Origin of the sequence: Pandoraea pneumonica, from assembly GCF_049918595.1 — a bacterium.
GTDB classification, from domain to species: Bacteria; Pseudomonadota; Gammaproteobacteria; order Burkholderiales; family Burkholderiaceae; genus Pandoraea; species Pandoraea pneumonica_A.
Window position 1 is genome coordinate 467,696 of record NZ_JBNCRZ010000004.1, and the last position, 18,116, is coordinate 485,811.

Genomic DNA, 18,116 nt, shown 5'->3' on the forward strand with positions numbered 1-18,116 from the left:
TATGGCCAAACGTGATTACTACGAAGTCCTTGGCGTCGCCAAGAACGCTGACGGCGACGAGATCAAGAAGGCATATCGCAAGCTGGCGATGAAGTACCATCCGGACCGCAATCCGGACAGCAAGGACGCCGAAGAGAAGTTCAAGGAAGTCAAAGAGGCCTACGAGATGCTCTCCGAGCCGGAGAAGCGTGCTGCGTACGACCAGTACGGTCACGCAGGCGTCGACCCGAACATGGGCGGCTTCGGCGGTGCGGGCGGTCAGGGCTTCGGTGGCTTTGCCGATGCGTTCGGCGACATCTTCGGCGACATCTTCGGTCAGGGCGGCCCCGGTGGCGGCCGTGGCGGTGGCCGCGGCGGTCCGCAGGTGTATCGCGGTGCCGACCTGCGCTACAACATGGAAATTACGCTGGAGCAGGCCGCCAACGGTTTCGACACGCAGATTCGCGTGCCGAGCTGGGAAGAGTGCGAAGTCTGTCACGGCAATGGCGCCAAGCCGGGCACCAAGCCCGAGACCTGCCCGACCTGTAACGGTTCGGGTTCGGTGCGCATGTCGCAGGGTTTCTTCAGCATTCAGCAGACCTGCCCGAAGTGCCACGGCACGGGCTCGTACATTCCTGAGCCTTGCACCAACTGCCACGGCTCGGGCAAGTTGAAGAAGACCAAGACGCTGGAGATCAAGATTCCGGCGGGTATCGAAGACGGGATGCGCATCCGTTCGTCGGGCAACGGCGAACCGGGTGTGAACGGCGGCCCGGCGGGCGACTTGTACGTGGAAATTCACATCAAGGCGCACAACGTGTTCGAGCGCGACGGCGACGATCTGCACTGCCAGATGCCGATTTCGTTTGCGACGGCGGCACTGGGCGGCGATATCGACGCTCCGACGCTGCACGGCAAGGCGACGTTCGAAGTGCCTGAAGGCACGCAGACGGGCAAGACGTTCCGTTTGCGCGGCAAGGGCATCAAGGGGTTGCGCGCGAGCTATCCGGGCGATCTGTACGTGCATGTGCAGGTGGAAACGCCGGTCAAGCTCGACGACAAGCAAAAGCAGATGCTGCGCGACTTCGACACGTCGCTCAAGGCAGGCGGCGCGCGTCACAGCCCGCAGACCAAGGGCTGGTTCGACCGTGTGAAGCAGTTCTTCGAGTAATTTCATGCCTATTGAAGCGCCCTTGGCCGCGTTCGCGCTGTTAGACGACAGTGCGGACCCGGCCGGCGGGGCGCGTCTGTATACCGGGCTCGTACGCGAGGTGACTTGCGACGAGCCCGGTGTGCTTTCCGACGCGCTGCGCGAAGTGGAAGACGCCACGCGCCACGGCCTGCACGCCGTGCTGCTGGCAGATTACGAATTCGGTGTACGGCTGGCCGGGGTGCATACCGTGGCCACACGCCGCGCGCCCGGGCAGTTTCGGGCGTTGCTGTTTAGTGAATTGCGCAAACTCGACGCCGCGCAGACGCTGGCTTGGCTGGTGGCGCAGGAGGGGGCTGAGGCTTCGTCGGCGACTCCCGGCATCGCAGGCGTTGCCGCGTTACAGTGCGACGTAAGCGAACCCGCCTTCGACGACGCCATCGCACGCATTCACGACTGGCTCGCGCAAGGCGAGTGCTATCAGATCAATTACACGTATCGCTTGAACTTCGACGCCTTCGGCTCGCCGGTCGCGTTGTATCGCCGTCTACGTGCGCGTCAGCCGGTGCCGTATGGCGCGCTGGTGATGCTGCCCGGTGCGCGCGATGTGGCAGGCCGGGCCATTCTTTCGCTGTCGCCGGAGTTGTTCCTGCGCCACTCGCGCGGACAGCTCGAAGCCAAGCCGATGAAGGGCACCGCACCGGCATCGGGCGATGCTGCGGTCGATGCCGAGCGCAGCGCCGCTCTCGCAGCCGACGAAAAGAATCGTGCCGAGAATCTGATGATCGTGGATTTGCTGCGCAACGATCTCGGCCGTATCGCAGTGCCCGGCACGGTGAAAGTACCGAAGCTCTTCGAAGTCACGCGATTCGCCAGCGTGTTGCAGATGACCTCGACGGTCACGGCCACGCTGCCCGATCACACGCCGCTACACGCCGTATTGCGCGCGCTGTACCCCTGCGGCTCGATCACTGGTGCGCCGAAGCATCGCACGATGCAGCTGATCGGTGAGCTGGAGTCGTCGCCGCGCGGTTTGTACACCGGTGCCATTGGATGGCTCGATGCCCGCGACGATGCGTCGGACGAATTGGGCGATTTCTGCTTCTCGGTGGCGATTCGCACGCTCGAACTTGAAGCGCCGCGTGCGGACGGTGTGCGTCGCGGCCGTCTCGGTGTCGGCGCAGGCATCGTGCTCGACAGCAAGGCTGATGAGGAATGGGAGGAGTGCAAACTCAAGGCGCGTTTTCTGACCGCGCTGGACCCCGGCTTCGCCATCTTCGAGACGATGCAGGCCACGCAGGCCAAAGGTGTGGCGCATCTGGACCGTCACCTGGCGCGTCTGGAAAAGTCGGCACAGTACTTCGGGTTCCGCTTCGACGAGGCCGCCTTGCGCGCGCAGCTCAACGCGGTCGTGCAAACCTTGTCCGAAGACGATACGCATCGCGTGCGTCTGGCGATCTCGCACGACGGCACGCCTGCGATCACGCACGGTGTGCTGACGGCGCTGACGACGCCGGTCAAGCTGCTGCTCGCTGATGGTGCGAACGCCACGCGCGCCGACGATCTCTTCCTGCGTCACAAGACGACAGTGCGCGAGCGCTACGACGCCGCGTGGAAGCATGCCGAAGCGCAAGGCGCGTTCGACACGTTGTTCTTCAACGACCGGGGAGAATTAACCGAAGGCGGACGAAGCAGTGTGTTCGTCAAGTTGGGCGGACAGTGGGTGACACCGCCGCTCGCGTGCGGTGTGCTGCCCGGGGTGATGCGAAGCGTGCTGCTCGAAGACCGGGCGTGGCACGCCGTCGAGGCGGTCATCACACGCGATGACCTGCTGGGTGCGCAGGCCATCGTCGTGTGCAATGCATTGCGGGGTGCGGTGCCCGCGGTGCTTCAGCTGCCCTGACGCGTCGCCATCTGCGGCACGAACAGATCGCTCCACTTTGCCGGACGCGTCTTGATCGTGCCCGCACGGCCCATGAACTCGACGTACTGCATCAGGCCATTGGGCGTCGTGGTGAATTGCAGGCCCGGATCGTTGATCATCTGTTCGATCTCGGCTTGCGGCAGGTTCATCTTCGACACGCGCAGGAAGGTCTGCGCGGCGCCCACGTGATCCTTTGCGATATACGCAGCCGCCTCTTCCTGTGCATCAAGAATGGCTTGTACCAGCTTCGGATTCTGCACCGTGAACTGCTTCGGCGCGAACACTACGTCGATGGTGATATTGCCCAGCACGTCGGTCGAATTGAGCACGCGCTTGATACGCGGGTCCTTCAGTTCCTGATACGAGAACGGCGGCGAGGTGAAGTGTGCCGTGATCTCCGTCTTGCCTGAGAGCAGCGCACTCACGGCTTCCGGATGGCTCAGGCTGACCGTCTGCGGATCGAGCTTCGCGTAGTTCTCGATGCCGAACGTCTTTGCCACGGCCATTTGCAGCAGCACGGCGGAGAGCGAGGTCTTGATGCCCGGAATCGCGATCTTGTCCTTCGCAGTGAAGTCCTTGAGCGACTTGATGTTCGGGTTATTCGTGTTGAGCCAGAGCGGTCCGGTCGACAGCGCCGAGAGGCCGATCACTTCCGAGCGCGGAATGCCATGCGCCTTCGACCACAGCGTGACGAAGCCCGGTGCGCCCGTACCGGCCACATCGAGATTGCCCGCGAGCATCGCGTCGTTGATGACGTTGCCGCCGTCGAGAATCGTCCACGTGGTCTTCACATCGCCCAGCCCCAACGCTTTCGCGTGCTTCTCGACGAGATGCTGGTCGCGCATGACCATCAGCGGCAGATAGAGAATGCCGTAGCCGTGCGACAGGCGCACGGTGCTGGCTTCCGCGTGGGCCACGTTACCGAGCGTGGAAAGTGCCGTGGTGGCGGCCAGTGCGAGCGTGCTTGCCCAGCGGGTGAAATGACGTCGATTCATGGTGTTGTTGTCTCCGTATCGTTGGAATTATGAATTAGTGCTGCATACCCCAGCGGTGCAACGTGCGCTTTTCAATGCGTGCGAACAGCAGGTTTTCTACCGCCAGACCAATCAAGATCACGAAGAACAGACCGGCGAACACGTTGGCTGTCTCCAGCGAATTGCGGTTCTCGAAGATGTACCAGCCCAGACCGCCCGAGCCCGACGACACGCCGAACACGAGTTCCGCGGCAATCAGCGTGCGCCACGCGAAGGCCCAGCCCACTTTCAGGCCCGTGAGAATGCTGGGGAATGCGGCCGGAATCAACACGTGCTGCACCAGCGCAAAGCGCTTGAGCCCGTAGTTCTGACCGACCATGCGAAGCGTCTTCGATACGCCACGAAAGCCGCTGTGCGTGTTGAGCGCAACAGCCCACAGCACCGAGTGCACCAGCACGAAGATCACGCTGCCGTTGCCCAGTCCGAACCAGATGAGCGCGAGCGGCAGCAGCGCAATGGCGGGCAGCGGGTTGAACATCGCCGTCAGCGTCTCGAGCAGGTCGTTACCGATCTTCGAACTGATGGCGACGGTAGTCAGCACGGCCGCTAACGCGATACCGATGCCGTAACCGATCAGCAGCGTCTTGAGCGAGATGACGGCGCGCAGCAGCAGCACGCCGCTGGTGATGCCGCCAACGAAGGCTTCGAGCGTGTCGGTGAAGCTCGGGAACAGCAGGGCGTTATCGAGCCAGCGGCCATAGATTTCCCAGACCAGTGCGAGCACGAGCAGGATCACTGTCTTGCGCAGCCAGCTCAGGCGATAGAGGGTTTCGAACGTCGAGAGCGGGCGTTGGATCGACGACAGTTCGGCGGGCACCGGCTCCAGCACGATCTCCGGGCGGAACACGGGTTCGATCGGTGGGACGGTGGATGCCGAAGGCGTGGCTTGCGCGGCTTTCGCGGATTGCAGGGTGTTCATTGGGGGGAGTCTCCTCAGTGCGCCGCGAACAGCAGTTGATCGATGCGCGTCTCGAGCGCGCTCTGGTGGGCGGTGCCCAGTTGCTCGGGCGAGATGCTGTTGAGCTCCGCTTTCACTTGGCCCGGGTGCGGCGAGAGCAGCAGAATGCGCGTGCCGATGCGAATGGCTTCGTCGATGCCGTGCGTGACGAACAGCACGGTGAAGCGCGTGTCGTCCCACAGGCGCAGCAACTCGTCTTGCATCTTGCGGCGGGTGAGGGCGTCGAGCGCGGCGAACGGCTCGTCCATGAGCAAGACGTCCGGCTCCATGGCCATGCCGCGCGCGATGGAAACGCGCTGCTTCATGCCGCCCGAGAGCGTGTGCGGATAGCTGTCGATGAACTTGGCCAACCCGACTTTTTCGATGTAATGCGCGGCGCGATCGACGGCTTCGCGGCCTTTCAGGCGACCGCTGGCGATCAGCGCGAATTCGACGTTCTGGCGCACCGTTTTCCACGGCAACAACTGGTCGAACTCCTGAAAGACCATCATGCGGTCGGGGCCCGGTTCGGTGACGGTGCGGCCTTTGAGGCGAATTTCACCGTGGACGGGCGGCAGATAGCCGCCGATGGCTTTGAGCAGGGTCGATTTGCCGCAACCGGACGGCCCGAGCAACACGAACCGGTCGCCGGGGTACACATTGAAGCTGACCTGCTGGGCGGCGGTCACGAGGTAGTCGTCGGTCTTGTACTGAAGCGTGACCTGATCGATTTCCAGCAACGGCTGTGCGGCAGCCGGCACCGGCCCGGCGGCCGGATGGGGGTTGTTGGGCATTGCCTGTCTCCTGATTGATGCTCTTATAATCGGCTCCGATACTAAGCAGCAAAGCTGTAACGAAGCTGACAGGCGCGGTCAGGCGGGGGTGGGATAAACCCTGTGTTTGACGCACGCCGAGTCGGCAAAAGGAGACCTGTAATCATGCGCATCATGCTGGTGGAAGACACCGTCGATGTGGCCGAAGCCATTGCCACACAGTTGCGGCGGCTCGGCCACGCGCTCGATTGCGAGACGGATGGCGCATCGGCGGCAGCGCGCATCGGCGACGATTACGACCTGCTGATTCTCGACGTGATGCTGCCGCACATCGACGGTTTGGAACTGCTCAGGCGCGTGCGCGAACGCGGTTTGTCCACGCGTGTGCTGATGCTCACGGCCTGCGCCGAAATCGAAGAGCGCGTGCGTGCGCTCGATCTCGGTGCCGACGACTATCTGACCAAACCCTTCGATTTCCGCGAGTTGGAAGCCCGCGTGCGCGCGCTCATGCGTCGCACCGGACAGGATGCGACCAATCAGCTCGCTTGCGCGAATCTGACGCTTGATCGTAAGAGCCGTGGCGTGGAAATCGATGGCCTGCCGGTCGAACTCACGCGCCGCGAGGTGACGCTGCTCGAAATTCTCGCTGCGCGCCCGGGCCGCATCTTCGGTAAAGATGAGTTGATGGATCGCCTCTACGGCGACGAATCGCCGCCGAACGCAAACGCGCTCGAACAGTACGTCGCACGCCTTCGCAAGAAGCTTGCTGCTGCGCAATTCCAGATTCGCACGTTGCGCGGACTGGGCTATCAACTCGTGCTGTCATGATCGTTCCCGGCCGGTCGCTTTACCTACGGCTCGTCGTTCGCATGGGCGTGGTGCTGGCTATCGCCGTCGCGGCGGTGTTGCTGGGCATTTGGTTTTCCACGCGTGCCGCCGTCGATCGCGCGTACGACCGATGGTTACTCGGCAGCGCGCTTCAGGTCGCGGAAAACACGTGGTATCAGAACGGTGAAGTGAATGTCGACGTGCCGCTCGCAGCGTTTTCTGCACTTGCACCCGGCGACCAGATTTTCTACACCGTGCTCGATCCGAACGGACGCTCCGTCGCGGGCGACTCCGAGTTTCGCCCGCCCATTCCGTGGGACAAGCTTGCAGACGGCCCCATCGTGATCGACGGCACGTATCAGGAAATGCCGATCCGCATCGCTATCGTGGGGCGTCGCATGCCGGTTGCTGCTGCGCATCCGTGGGCGGTGGTGGCGATGGCGCACACGCAGAACGCGCGCGTGCGATTCACGCGAAATCTCGCGGATAACACGCTGCTCATCACGATTGCCACGGGCGTGCTGACGCTGCTTGCTGCGCTTTGGACGCTGCGGCAGGCGCTCGCGCCGCTCAAGCAGATCGAGACCGCGATACGTGCACGCGATTCGAACGATCTTGTGCCACTCGCAGTGACGGCGCCAGCAGAAACACTCGCATTGGTTGGGGCGATCAACGACTTCATGCAGCGCCTAGCGACGTCGCGTGCGCTCATGCGGCGCGTGATCGGCGATGCGGCGCATCAACTGCGCACGCCGGTGACAGCGCTCACTGCGCAAGCTGAAATGCTGACGCAGACAAACGATGAAACGGCGCGCCAATCGCACATCGCACGCATTCAAAAGCAGGCGAAAGGACTGGGCGGACTCATTCATCAGTTGATCAATCACGCGATGGTGCAGCACCGCGCCGACAGCGTGGCGCCGGTGCCGGTCGATCTCGGCGAGTTGTTGCAGGACGCGATGCGCGAGACGTTGTCGTATGCGGATCGCGACATCGATTTCTCGCTGCAATTGCCCGAGACGTCGAACGGTGAGAACGTGCCTGCGATGATTGTCGGTGATGCGCTCAGCTTGCGCGAGGCGATCAAGAACGTGCTGGTCAACGCACTCGCCTACGGTGCGCCGCATCGTTTGTATGTCGACGTGTCGAGCCACGACGAACAGTGGCGTTTGCGCTTCTTCGACGATGGTCCCGGCATTCCGGAGACGGAATGGCAGCGCGTGCGAACTCCGTTTTCATCGCGTGCGGATGGCCGGGAGGGTGCGAGTCTGGGGTTGGCGATGGTCGCTGAAGTGATGCGTGCCCACGGCGGGCAAATGGCGTTCGAGCGCATCGACGGGGAGGGGTTTGCGGTGGTGCTGATGTTGCCGAAGGCGGCGTGAGCGATCTCGATCGATGAAAGCAAACGGGCGACCCGTCAAGGTCGCCCGTTTGCTATCTGGCGCGTGCTGCTTATCAGAAGCAGTGTTCCGGCGCCGGGAATGAGCCGTGCTTCACGGCCTGCACATAAGCTTCCACGGCAGCGGCGATGCTCGGTTGGCCGTCCATGAAGTTCATCGAGAACTTCGGCGACTTGCCGGGGAACACGCCCAGCATGTCGTGCAGTACCAACACCTGACCGTCACAGTCGGGGCCCGCACCAATGCCGATAGTCGGCATCGTCGGCAACTCGGGCGTCACCTTCGTGGCCAGCGCAGCCGGAATCGCTTCGAGCACCACCAATTGCGCGCCCGCGGCCTGCAACGCACGCGCGTCGTCGATCAGTTGCTGCCCAGCGGCTTCATCGCGCGCCTGCACCTTGAAGCCACCGAAAGCATGCACCGATTGCGGCGTGAGCCCAAGGTGCGCACACACCGGAATGCTGCGCTCGACCAAAAAGCGCACGGTATCCACCAGCCACGCACCGCCCTCGATCTTGACCATCTGCGCACCGGCTTGCATGACGGCCACCGCGCTTTGATACGCCTGTTCCTTCGTGCCGTACGTGCCGAACGGCAAGTCGGCGACGACCAGCGCCTTGCTCGTGTTACGTGCCACCGTTTCGGTGTGATAGCAAATGTCGCGCAGCGTCACGGGCAGCGTCGTGCGCTGACCTTGAATCACGTTGCCGAGCGAATCGCCGATGAGCATCACATCGACGCCCACGCGGTCGAGCAGGGCGGCGAAGCTTGCGTCGTAGCAGGTCAGCATCGCGATCTTTTCACCGCGTGCACGCATGTCGGCAAGCCCGGGGACAGTCACGGCCTTGCGATTGGATTCCTGGAGATAACTCATGTCGGCCTCGGTTCAGGAGGAGTCACTGGCGCGCCGGGCGGGGACGGGTGATGTCGTACGCCCGCGACGACGCGTGGATCGGTGGGATAGGCTCAGGCGCCGCCGAGCCTCGTGGGCTCAGGGGCGCGCGCCCTTGACGAAGACTTCCTTGCGTCCGCGCATCTGATCGATTCGCTCGATCAATAGCGCGAAATCGCTGTCGTTGTGCGCCGGGTCGAATTGCTCCGTATCGACGGTCAATACCGGCGCTGCGGCGTAATGATAGAAGAATTCGCCGTAGATGTCGCATAGCGCGCGCAGATACGTGTCCGGGATCTGCTGCTCCATCGGAATCGCCCGCTTCTGAATGCGCGAGAAGAGCGTTTCGGGACTCGCCTGCAAATGAATCACGAGATCGGGCGCACGGTGCGGGCGCTCGATATGCGCCACCAGCCGGTGATACAACGCCAACTCGTCCTCGGCCAGCGTGAGCCGCGCAAACAGCCCATCTTTCTCCGGCAGAAAGTCGGTGAAGATCGGCTTGCCGTCGACTTCGCGCCGCGCAATCTCGGTCGCTTCGTCCACCCGTTGCAGACAAAACGTCAGTTGCGCGGGCAGCGCGTAACGGGCGCTGTCGCGATAGAAACGTTCGAGAAAGGGATTGTTGGCGGGCTGCTCGAGCATCAGGTCGGCACCGCACGCGTCGGCCAGACGCCGCGAGAGCGATGTCTTGCCCACGCCGATGGGACCTTCGACGGCCAGATAGCGAAAACGCCCGAGGACGGGCGATCTCATCGGGCGATCATGATGCGTAAGCGCGCTTGGTCGGGCAGCAGCACTGCGCGACGCGCTCGATGCGTTGATCGGCCACGCCCGGCAGCAGCGCGCTCACGCGGCCAACGCCGGGGATGTCGAGTTCGGGGGCCAGATCGGCGAGCGGGCGCAGTACGAAGGCGCGTGCGGCAATACGCGGATGCGGCACGATCAGATCGGGCTCCGCAATGCGGTCGTCGCCATAGAGCAATACGTCGAGATCGAGCGTGCGCGGGGCGTTCTTGTACGGCCGCTCACGCCCGAAGTGAAGCTCGATCTTCAGGCACAGCGTGAGCAACTGACGCGCAGTGAGCGACGTCTCTACCGCGACGACGCAATTGAGATAGTCGTCACCGCTCGACTCGATGGGAGCGGTGCGATAGAGATCGGATTTACCGATGATCGTGACGCCAATTTGCTGCGCAAGACAGACGATGGCGTCCTTCACCGATTGACGGGCGTCGCCAAGATTGGCACCCAGCCCGATGTAGGCAACAGTCATGAAGCACCTTCGGAACCATGCTGTCGCGATGATACCCGCTTGCCATTTTTCTCGCTGGTAGCGTTCTCACCACTATCGCCGCCCGAATTTGTGCCACCCGAGTTGCCGCCGCCTTCACCACCGTCACCGCCCTCGTTGCCACCTTCACCACCGCGCGAGCCCGACGGCTTGCGGCGACGACGGCGGCGCTTGGCGGCCGGTGTGCTGCCCGACGTTGCGCCCTGCGAGAGCAGTGCATCGCGTGCCGCAGAATCGCCTTCGAGGAAGTCGGTCCACCACTGGCCCACGTCGGCAGGGACTTCGCCCGATTCGCAACGCAGCAGCAGGAAGTCGTAACCCGCGCGCAGACGCGGGTGTTCGAGCAGACGCAGCGGCGTGCGGCCCACGCGCTTGTCCAGACGCACCTGCAAGCCCCAGATTTCCTTCATGTCGGCCACAAAACGGCGCTGGATCGCCAGCTTGCCGGTCTGGGCATCGAGCACGTCGTCCATGGCGAGGTGCAGCGCGGGAATCGGATATTCCCCGGCGCGTTGATACGCTTGCCACTTCTCGAGCACGAGATGCCAGAGCAGCGCGGCGAACAGGAAGCCCGGCGACACCGGCTTGCCCGCACGAATGCGTGCATCGGTGTTGGCGAGGGCCAGCGTGACGAACTTCTCGCCCAGCGGCTGTTCCAGTACCACGTCGAGCAGCGGCAGCAAGCCGTGATGCAGGCCCTGTTCGCGCAGTTGCTGCACGCAAGCCCAGGCATGGCCCGAGAGCAGGAGCTTGAGCATTTCGTCGAACAGACGCGCGGCAGGCACGTTGTCGATGAGCGGCGCGAGTTCCGGAATCGGCGCGGCAGTCGCGTCGTCGATCTTGAAGCCGAGCTTCGCTGCGAAACGCACCACACGCAGCATACGCACGGGGTCTTCGCGATAGCGCGTCGCCGGGTCGCCGATCATGCGCAGCACGCGCTTCTGAATATCTTCCCAGCCGTGGTGATAGTCGTGCACCGTTTGCGCGGCGGGGTCGTAATACATCGCGTTGACGGTGAAGTCGCGGCGGGCGGCGTCTTCATCTTGCTCGCCCCAGACGTTGTCGCGCAGCACACGGCCCGACTCGTCGGTCACGTGCGTCTTGCGGTCCAATTCGCCTTTCTTGGGACGGCGGGCGCCGATCTGTTCGCTGTCGATGGCATCGACCAGCGCGCGGAACGTGGAGGTCTCGATGATCTCCTGCCCGAACTGCACGTGCACGATCTGGAAACGGCGGCCGATGATGCGCGCGCGGCGGAACAGGCGTTGAACCTGCTCGGGCGTGGCGCTAGTGGCGACGTCGAAGTCCTTCGGCGCAATGCCGAGCAACAGATCGCGCACCGCACCGCCGACGATGAAGGCTTTGAAGCCCGCTTGTTGCAGCGTGTCGGTCACGCGCACAGCGTTCTTCGAGAGCAGCGTCGGATCGATGCCATGCACCGACACCGGAATGACGACCGGCGTGCCGGCAGGGGTGGCGCTGTCGGCGGCGCCGGAGGTGCCGCTTTCTTTGCCGAGCAGCTTCTTGATGAGTTTGCGGATCACTGGAACAACTCGAGAATGGGCCAGCGACGCGCCAGCGCAATTTCGCGCAGGGCTTCATCGGGATTGGTCGCCACCGGATGGTTCACTTTCTCCATCAGGGGGACGTCGTTGGCAGAATCGCTATAGAAGAAGGCGTGGTCAAAGTCGCTCCACGTCTTGCCCAGGCTCGCGAGCCAGGCTTCGGTACGGGTGATCTTGCCTTCGCGGAAGCTCGGCGTGCCGACATAGGCGCCGGTGTAGCGGGCCTGCGGATCGTCGCCGACCGTCTGCGGCTCGGTGCCGATCAGGTGGTCGATACCGAACGCCTTGGCGATCGGGCGCGTCACGAACGTATTGGTCGCGGTCACGATGGCGCACAAATCGCCAGCCTTGCGATGGATGTCCAGAAGTTCGAGGGCTTCGGGGCGCACGTGCGGCAGGATCGACTCTTCCATGTACTGCGCATGCCAGGCGTCGAGCTGATCGCGCGGATAGCGCGCGAGCGGTGCCAGGCAGAAACGCAGATAGGCCGGCATGTCGAGCCGGCCTGCACGGTAATCCTGATAGAAGGCCTCGTTGGCCTGCGCGTATGTGTCGCGGTCGACGGCGCCCTGGCGCACGAGGAAGCGGCCCCACTCCTTGTCGCTGTCCGTAGGCAGCAGGGTGTGGTCGAGATCGAAGAGAGCTAAATTAGTCATTGCGCGAATTTTACCTGAAGCTGGGGGCAAGCCCCCACGGTCAGTTTTTGCTGTCGGGGGTAACGGAATCGGTGTGAGTCAACATCTGGCGCAGCAGCGGCAGGGTCACGGCACGCTTTTGCTCCATGGAGAAACGGTCCAGCCGGTCGAGCAGGGCCATCAGGCTCGACATATCGCGCTGGAAGTGGGTCAGCAGGTAGGCCGGCACGTCGGCCGCCAGTTGCAAGCCGCGCTCGCGGGCAGCGTTTTGCAGTGCCTGCTTTTTGCCGTCGTCATCGAGCCCCACGAGATGAAAAACCAGACCCCATCCCAAGCGCGTACGCAAATCTTCGCGTAGCGGCATGTCGACCGGCGGTTGCGAGCCAGCGGCCACAAACGCGCAATGCGGCCGGGCGCGGGTCTCGTTGAACAGGTTGAAGGCGGCAATCTGCTGGTTCGGCGACAGGTTGTCGCAGTCGTCCACGCAGTAGACCGTGCTGGCGTCATCGAACATGAAGGCGGCCAGCGGACTGTTCGGGCGCAAATAGCGCGCGCTCGGGCCGACGGCGTGCACGAGCGCCTCCATCAAATGGGTGCGCCCGGACCCCGCGGTCCCCCAAAGGTAGATACCGCGGTCGCGTGCAAGGCCGGCGGAAAGCTCGGCAGGCAGACCGGCGAGCGTCTGCGCCACCTCGCGATTAGGCCCGACAATAAAATTGTCGAACGTCGCGGGCGGCGGAGTGCCGAGGTCGAGATACAGTTGCTGGATCACGAACGAAGAAAGCCGGCAAAGTGCCGGCGCCATACGGTTTGCAGGGCACGCCGGCACTGCGCCGGCGTCCGATATCCCGTTTGCGTGCCAGTCCGGCCCGCGCATCGGGTAAAATCGCATTTTACCGAACCTTGATGCATTCCCGTCATGTCACACCCTAACGAAACTTCCGGCCTTTCCTATCGCGACGCCGGCGTCGATATCGAAGCAGGCGATGCGCTGGTCGAAGCGATCAAGCCGTTTGCCAAGAAAACCCTGCGCGACGGCGTGCTGGGCGGCATTGGCGGCTTCGGCGCGCTGTTCGAAGTGCCCAAGCGCTATAAGGAGCCGGTCCTCGTTTCGGGCACCGACGGTGTGGGCACCAAGCTCAAACTCGCTTTCACCCTGAACAAGCACGACACGGTTGGCCAGGATCTGGTCGCCATGAGCGTGAACGACATTCTGGTGCAAGGCGCCGAGCCGCTGTTCTTCCTCGACTACTTCGCTTGCGGCAAGCTGGACGTGGCCACGGCCGCGACCGTCGTCAAAGGCATCGCCCAAGGCTGTGAGCTGGCCGGTTGCGCCCTGATCGGCGGCGAAACGGCAGAAATGCCGAGCATGTACCCGGACGGCGAGTACGATCTGGCCGGTTTCGCGGTCGGCGCAGTGGAAAAGAGCAAGATCATCAACGGCACGACCATCACCCCGGGCGACGTGGTGCTGGGTCTGGCCTCGTCGGGCGCGCATTCGAACGGCTACTCGCTCGTGCGCAAGATCATCGAAGTGGCCAAGCCGGATCTGGACGCCGACTTCCACGGTCAACCGCTGCGCGACGTGCTGATGGCGCCCACGCGTATCTACGTCAAGCCGCTGCTGGCATTGATGGAAACGCTGCCGGTCAAGGGCATGGCCCACATCACGGGCGGCGGTATCGTGGAAAACATCCCGCGCGTGTTGGCCGACAACCTGACCGCCGACCTGTCGAAGGACGCCTGGACGCTGCCGCCGCTGTTCCAGTGGCTGCAAGCGCACGGCAAGGTGGCCGATGCCGAAATGCACCGCGTGTTCAACTGCGGTATCGGCATGGCCGTGATCGTGTCGGCGGCTGACGCCGACGCCGCCGTCAAGCACCTCGAAGCGTCGGGCGAGACGGTCTACCGTCTGGGCACGATCCGCGAGCGCAAGGAAGGCGAAGCGCAGACGATCGTTTCCTAACGATCGGGTAAGACACCGGGGCGGGACACCCCCCGGCTAGGAATGCATGGACAGCCCGCCGGGGGAAACCTCGGCGGGCTTTCTTTTATGCGGGTTTTCTTTCTAGGCAGGCAAATACGATCGCGGCGCAAAGCAGGGTGACGATCGCCAGCCGGTCGAGCAGGGTCGCGAACGATTGTTCGTAGGCGCTGCGCAACGCGACTTCGCCCCACGCGGGCGCGCTGGCTACGGCACCCCGCATGTCGCCCGCCACGAGTCGGTTGATGGCTTCACGCGCGACTTCGGGCGCCACTGCGCCATGCAGATCGGGCAAGTGCGTGCCGATCAGCGCGATCAGCACGGCCCCTACGATTGCCAAGGCCACGCCTTCGCTGGCGACCCGCGTCGTATTGAAGATGCCCATCGCCATACCCGCTCGATCCGTGGGGACGACGCTGACCGAAAGCCCGTCCATCAGTCCCCACGGCACCGCGCTGCCCGCCCCGATCAGCAGCATCGGCCACAGTGCGGGATTGAATATGCCGCTGCTCATCGCGCTAGGGGCACCCGCGGTCCGTGCGAGCCAAATCAAACCCACAGCCGCTAGCACTAGTCCCCCACTGCACAGCACGCCAGCGGGAATGCGCCGCGCCAGTTGTGTCGCGATGAACGGGACGACCAGCATCGGCAACGACATCGCCATCATGCGAAAGCCCGCCACGATTTCGCTGTCGCCATGCACACCGATGAACCGTAGCGGCAGCAACACGAGCAGCACGATGTAGCAGCAGCATGTGGCGATGGGCAGCATCTGCACGCCGATGAAACGCACGTAGCGAAAGAGCGACAAGTCGAGCATGGGTTTCGCAACACGCCGCTCGATGGCGACGAATGCAATCGCCAAGACCAGCGCTAAAGTGAGCGTACCGATGACCTCGGGTGCGAATACCCCGCTGGCTGGCGCTTGAATCACGCCATACGTGAAGCAAGCGAGCGCACCGGTGAAGGAGAGCGTGCCGGGCCAGTCGAGCCCTGCGGCGGCCGGATCGCGCGATTCGCGCATGCAACGCGCTCCGATGCACAGCGCGAATGCAGCGATGACGGCGGTGGCGGCGAATACCCCGCGCCATCCAAACCGGGCGATGAGCACGCCCGCGAGTAGCGGACCAAACGCCAGTCCCACGCCAAACGTGGTGCCGAGCAGACCATAGGCGCGTGCACGAGCGTGTCCATCGAAGTCCTGTGCCAGCGATGCTCCACCGCCAGCGAGTGTCGCGGCCGCTGCGATGCCCTGCAATGCCCGCAGCCAGTCGACAGCGAATGCTGAGTACGACAAGGCGAGGGCCAACGAGGTCAGACACAAGCCGCCGACGCCCAACAAGAAGACGCGCTTGCGCCCGAAGGCATCGGCGCAGGCGCCCGCGGCCATCAGGCAACCGCCGAAGGCCAGCATGAACGCGCTGGTGATCCAGCGCATCTCCAACGCGCTGCCGTGCAACGCCGCGCCAATGGCGGGCGTGGCGACGGCGCCGCCCGAGAAACTCATCGGCAGCAGCAGGGCAGCGAGACAAACGGAGAACAAGCCCAGCAATCGCCGACGCAACGACGCGTCGGCTGGCGGCCGAGGCCGGGCAATAGAAGGGGCGGGCGTGATCGACATGACGAGAATCCTGAGGAGATGCGCTGGCGCGCATCGAAATACCGGGGGAATCGGAGAGAAACGTCGGCCGACGTCACGCCATACATGCTAAGAAATCGTGAATGCTGGATAAACAGGCGAAGGGTTCTCAGATTCAGGAATAAAATTCCGCAATAAATGACGATCATGCACCGTAGTCATCCACGATCGGCGCAGAGCAGACGGCAGACGGCAGACGGCAGACGGCAGACGGCAGACGGCGAACAGCGAGTCGCGAACAACAACCCCGGCAGGAGCGAGCAACGATGGACAATCTGGCGGAAATCACCGCATTCGTGAGGGCAGCGGAAACGTTGAGCTTCGTGGCGGCGGGGCAGGCGACGGGGGTGTCGGCGTCGGCGGTCGGCAAACAAATCGCGCGGCTCGAAGCGACGCTCGGTGTGCGGCTGTTTCAACGCAGCACGCGACGAGTGAACCTCACCGAAGCCGGGCAGATGTATTACGAACGTTGTCGTCGAGTGCTCGACGAGTTGGCTGACGCACGCGCGATGCTCTCGCAAGTGTCGCAAACGCCGCGCGGCAAGCTGCGCATCGGGTTACCGGTCACGGCTTACCGCTTCGTGATGCCGTGGCTGCCCGGCTTCGCCGAGCAGTATCCCGATATCGAACTCGATCTGGATTTCGACGACCGCATCGTCGATCTGATCAAAAGCGGATTGGATGTCGTGATTCGCAGCGGCGACCTGCCGGATTCCACGCTGATGTCGCGCCGTGCCGGGCCGTTTCGCTTCGTGCTGTGCGCATCGCCGGACTACCTCGCAAAGCACGGCACACCGCAAACGCCGCACGATCTGGAGGCGCACGCGTGCATCCGCTTTCGTTTTCCGACGTCTGGAAAATTGCAGCCGTGGGCGTTCGTCGCTGACGTGACGCGCGAGCCCAAGCTGCATACAAGCCTCACGTGCAACAACATGGAAGCGCTACTCAGCGCGACCACACACGGACTCGGCATTGCCTACATGCCCGACTTTCTCGCGCGCGATGCGCTGGCTGCTGGCGAGCTTCAGGTCTTCCTCGGCGACTACCTGGAAAACCCCGGCCAGTTCTGGATGCTCTGGCCGTCGAGCCGTCACCTCTCGCCGAAGCTGCGCGTCTTTGTCGATTACATGTGCGAGCGCATGCTGTAGCGCGCTTGGCCAATGCGCCTCATCGCTTCATACGATCTTCGACAGCACGCATGACATCGTCGAGCGTGGTTTCCATCACGCGCACCAGGTCGTCGATCTGCGCGCTCGGGGCGGCCGAGCGTGGCGTGACCCGCAGCGTATGAAACGGCATCGAGGGTTCGAAGCGACGCAGCACGAGATCGGAGTCGAGAAAGTCGTAAGCCGCCACCGGATGCAGCAGCCCGATGCCGACATTCTCTTTGACCATCGTGGCGATGTTCACGGAGTAGCGTGCTGTAGCCACCACTTGCTCGTGCAACCGTCCGTCGGTGAAGAGCTGATCCATGCCCCAGCGCACCATGTCCGTGGGCTCGTAGGAGAGGATCGGCTGTCCTTTGAGATCGGCGAGCCGCACCACTTTCTTACGTGCTAACGGATGACCCGCGGGCAACGCACAGATGGCGTCGAGCTTCGCGAACGAGACGGCATCGGTGGCCGCGACGTCCTTGGTATCGGTGAGGAGCCCGAGCGCAATCTGCCGCGTCACGACCTGATCGCGAATCAAATCGGACGCCCCGGTGATCAACGCGAGCTGCACGCTCGGGTGCACCACGCGGTAGCCTGCCATCACGCGCGCGAAGTACCCCAATCCGAACGACACCACAGACCCCACGCGAATCACCGCCCGGTCCGGATTGCGCAGATTCAGCGCGAACTCCCGGATGTTCTCCAGTCCCGCATAGCGGCGCTCGACTTCTTCGAACAGCGCATAGGCTTCGGCCGTCGGCTCCAGCCGCCCGCGTGCACGATCGAACAGCGTGAGCCGCGTCGAGCGTTCGAGATCGGCCACGAGCCGGCTCACTGCCGACTGCGACGTGCCCAGCACCTGCGCGGCCTTGGTGGTCGTGCGTGTGAGCATCAGCGCACGAAAGGCGTCGACGTGCCGAAAGTCCAT

17 protein-coding genes are annotated in these 18,116 nt (G+C 63.5%); 6 read left to right on the plus strand and 11 right to left on the minus strand.

The window, feature by feature from the left end; translation table 11 throughout:
* Position 1 precedes the first annotated feature (1 nt).
* Together dnaJ and ACPWR9_RS18745 are read left to right on the plus strand one after the other, a co-directional pair.
* Positions 2 to 1,150, plus strand: a complete 1,149-nt coding sequence (dnaJ, locus tag ACPWR9_RS18740) for a molecular chaperone DnaJ (RefSeq protein ID WP_150680664.1) — start codon at positions 2 to 4, stop codon at positions 1,148 to 1,150.
* A gap of 4 nt (positions 1,151 to 1,154) precedes the next feature.
* Positions 1,155 to 3,032 carry a chorismate-binding protein gene (locus ACPWR9_RS18745; RefSeq protein ID WP_426330988.1) on the plus strand — a complete coding sequence of 626 codons (1,878 nt, stop codon included), beginning with the start codon at positions 1,155 to 1,157 and terminating at the stop codon, positions 3,030 to 3,032.
* Here ACPWR9_RS18745 and ACPWR9_RS18750 read toward each other — a convergent pair.
* From ACPWR9_RS18750 to ACPWR9_RS18760, 3 genes are read right to left on the minus strand one after another with little or no spacing between them, the layout of a single operon-like run.
* Positions 3,020 to 4,048, minus strand: a complete 1,029-nt coding sequence (locus ACPWR9_RS18750) for an ABC transporter substrate-binding protein (protein WP_426330986.1) — start codon at positions 4,046 to 4,048, stop codon at positions 3,020 to 3,022. The genes ACPWR9_RS18745 and ACPWR9_RS18750 overlap by 13 nt on opposite strands.
* A 34-nt stretch (positions 4,049 to 4,082) precedes the next feature.
* Positions 4,083 to 5,006 (minus strand): ABC transporter permease, encoded by a 924-nt coding sequence (locus ACPWR9_RS18755; protein ID WP_426330985.1) that lies wholly within the window; start codon positions 5,004 to 5,006, stop codon positions 4,083 to 4,085.
* Positions 5,007 to 5,020: 14 nt separating this feature from the next.
* Positions 5,021 to 5,818, minus strand: a complete 798-nt coding sequence (locus ACPWR9_RS18760; RefSeq protein ID WP_426330983.1) for an ABC transporter ATP-binding protein — start codon at positions 5,816 to 5,818, stop codon at positions 5,021 to 5,023.
* A 144-nt stretch (positions 5,819 to 5,962) separates the two neighbouring features.
* Between ACPWR9_RS18760 and ACPWR9_RS18765 the strand changes: the two genes are divergently transcribed.
* A complete protein-coding gene (locus ACPWR9_RS18765; protein ID WP_150680660.1) occupies positions 5,963 to 6,625 on the plus strand; it encodes a response regulator transcription factor in 663 nt (220 codons plus the stop codon).
* Complete coding sequence (locus tag ACPWR9_RS18770) at positions 6,622 to 8,007, plus strand: sensor histidine kinase (RefSeq protein WP_426330982.1); 1,386 nt, start codon at positions 6,622 to 6,624, stop codon at positions 8,005 to 8,007. Before ACPWR9_RS18765 ends, ACPWR9_RS18770 begins: the two co-directional genes overlap by 4 nt.
* Before the next feature lie 73 nt (positions 8,008 to 8,080).
* On the opposite strand, the gene panB is transcribed toward ACPWR9_RS18770, so the two are convergent.
* From panB to hda, 6 genes are all read right to left on the minus strand, one after another.
* A complete protein-coding gene (gene panB, locus ACPWR9_RS18775) occupies positions 8,081 to 8,899 on the minus strand; it encodes a 3-methyl-2-oxobutanoate hydroxymethyltransferase (protein ID WP_150680655.1) in 819 nt (272 codons plus the stop codon).
* Between the two features lie 117 nt (positions 8,900 to 9,016).
* On the minus strand, positions 9,017 to 9,673 hold the full coding sequence (locus tag ACPWR9_RS18780; protein WP_426330981.1) for a deoxynucleoside kinase: 657 nt from the start codon (positions 9,671 to 9,673) through the stop codon (positions 9,017 to 9,019).
* A gap of 7 nt (positions 9,674 to 9,680) precedes the next feature.
* Positions 9,681 to 10,193, minus strand: coding sequence for a 2-amino-4-hydroxy-6-hydroxymethyldihydropteridine diphosphokinase (gene folK, locus ACPWR9_RS18785; protein ID WP_426330980.1), 513 nt, complete (start codon positions 10,191 to 10,193; stop codon positions 9,681 to 9,683).
* Positions 10,190 to 11,755: a polynucleotide adenylyltransferase PcnB gene (pcnB, locus tag ACPWR9_RS18790; RefSeq protein WP_426330978.1), complete on the minus strand. Its 1,566-nt coding sequence runs from the start codon at positions 11,753 to 11,755 to the stop codon at positions 10,190 to 10,192. Before pcnB ends, folK begins: the two co-directional genes overlap by 4 nt.
* Positions 11,752 to 12,432, minus strand: a complete 681-nt coding sequence (locus ACPWR9_RS18795; RefSeq protein ID WP_058375853.1) for an HAD family hydrolase — start codon at positions 12,430 to 12,432, stop codon at positions 11,752 to 11,754. Before ACPWR9_RS18795 ends, pcnB begins: the two co-directional genes overlap by 4 nt.
* A 40-nt stretch (positions 12,433 to 12,472) precedes the next feature.
* Positions 12,473 to 13,183: a DnaA regulatory inactivator Hda gene (hda, locus tag ACPWR9_RS18800; protein ID WP_426331114.1), complete on the minus strand. Its 711-nt coding sequence runs from the start codon at positions 13,181 to 13,183 to the stop codon at positions 12,473 to 12,475.
* A 147-nt stretch (positions 13,184 to 13,330) separates the two neighbouring features.
* Here hda and purM point away from each other — a divergent pair, with 147 nt between their 5' ends.
* Entirely contained in the window at positions 13,331 to 14,377 is a 1,047-nt protein-coding gene (purM, locus tag ACPWR9_RS18805; protein WP_426330977.1) for a phosphoribosylformylglycinamidine cyclo-ligase, read from the plus strand.
* Between the two features lie 85 nt (positions 14,378 to 14,462).
* Here purM and ACPWR9_RS18810 read toward each other — a convergent pair whose 3' ends face one another.
* Entirely contained in the window at positions 14,463 to 16,016 is a 1,554-nt protein-coding gene (locus ACPWR9_RS18810; protein WP_426330976.1) for an MFS transporter, read from the minus strand.
* Between the two features lie 284 nt (positions 16,017 to 16,300).
* Between ACPWR9_RS18810 and ACPWR9_RS18815 the strand changes: the two genes are divergently transcribed.
* Complete coding sequence (locus tag ACPWR9_RS18815; protein ID WP_426330975.1) at positions 16,301 to 17,182, plus strand: LysR family transcriptional regulator; 882 nt, start codon at positions 16,301 to 16,303, stop codon at positions 17,180 to 17,182.
* 19 nt (positions 17,183 to 17,201) lie between these two features.
* Here ACPWR9_RS18815 and ACPWR9_RS18820 read toward each other — a convergent pair whose 3' ends face one another.
* A complete protein-coding gene (locus tag ACPWR9_RS18820) occupies positions 17,202 to 18,116 on the minus strand; it encodes a LysR substrate-binding domain-containing protein (RefSeq protein WP_426330974.1) in 915 nt (304 codons plus the stop codon).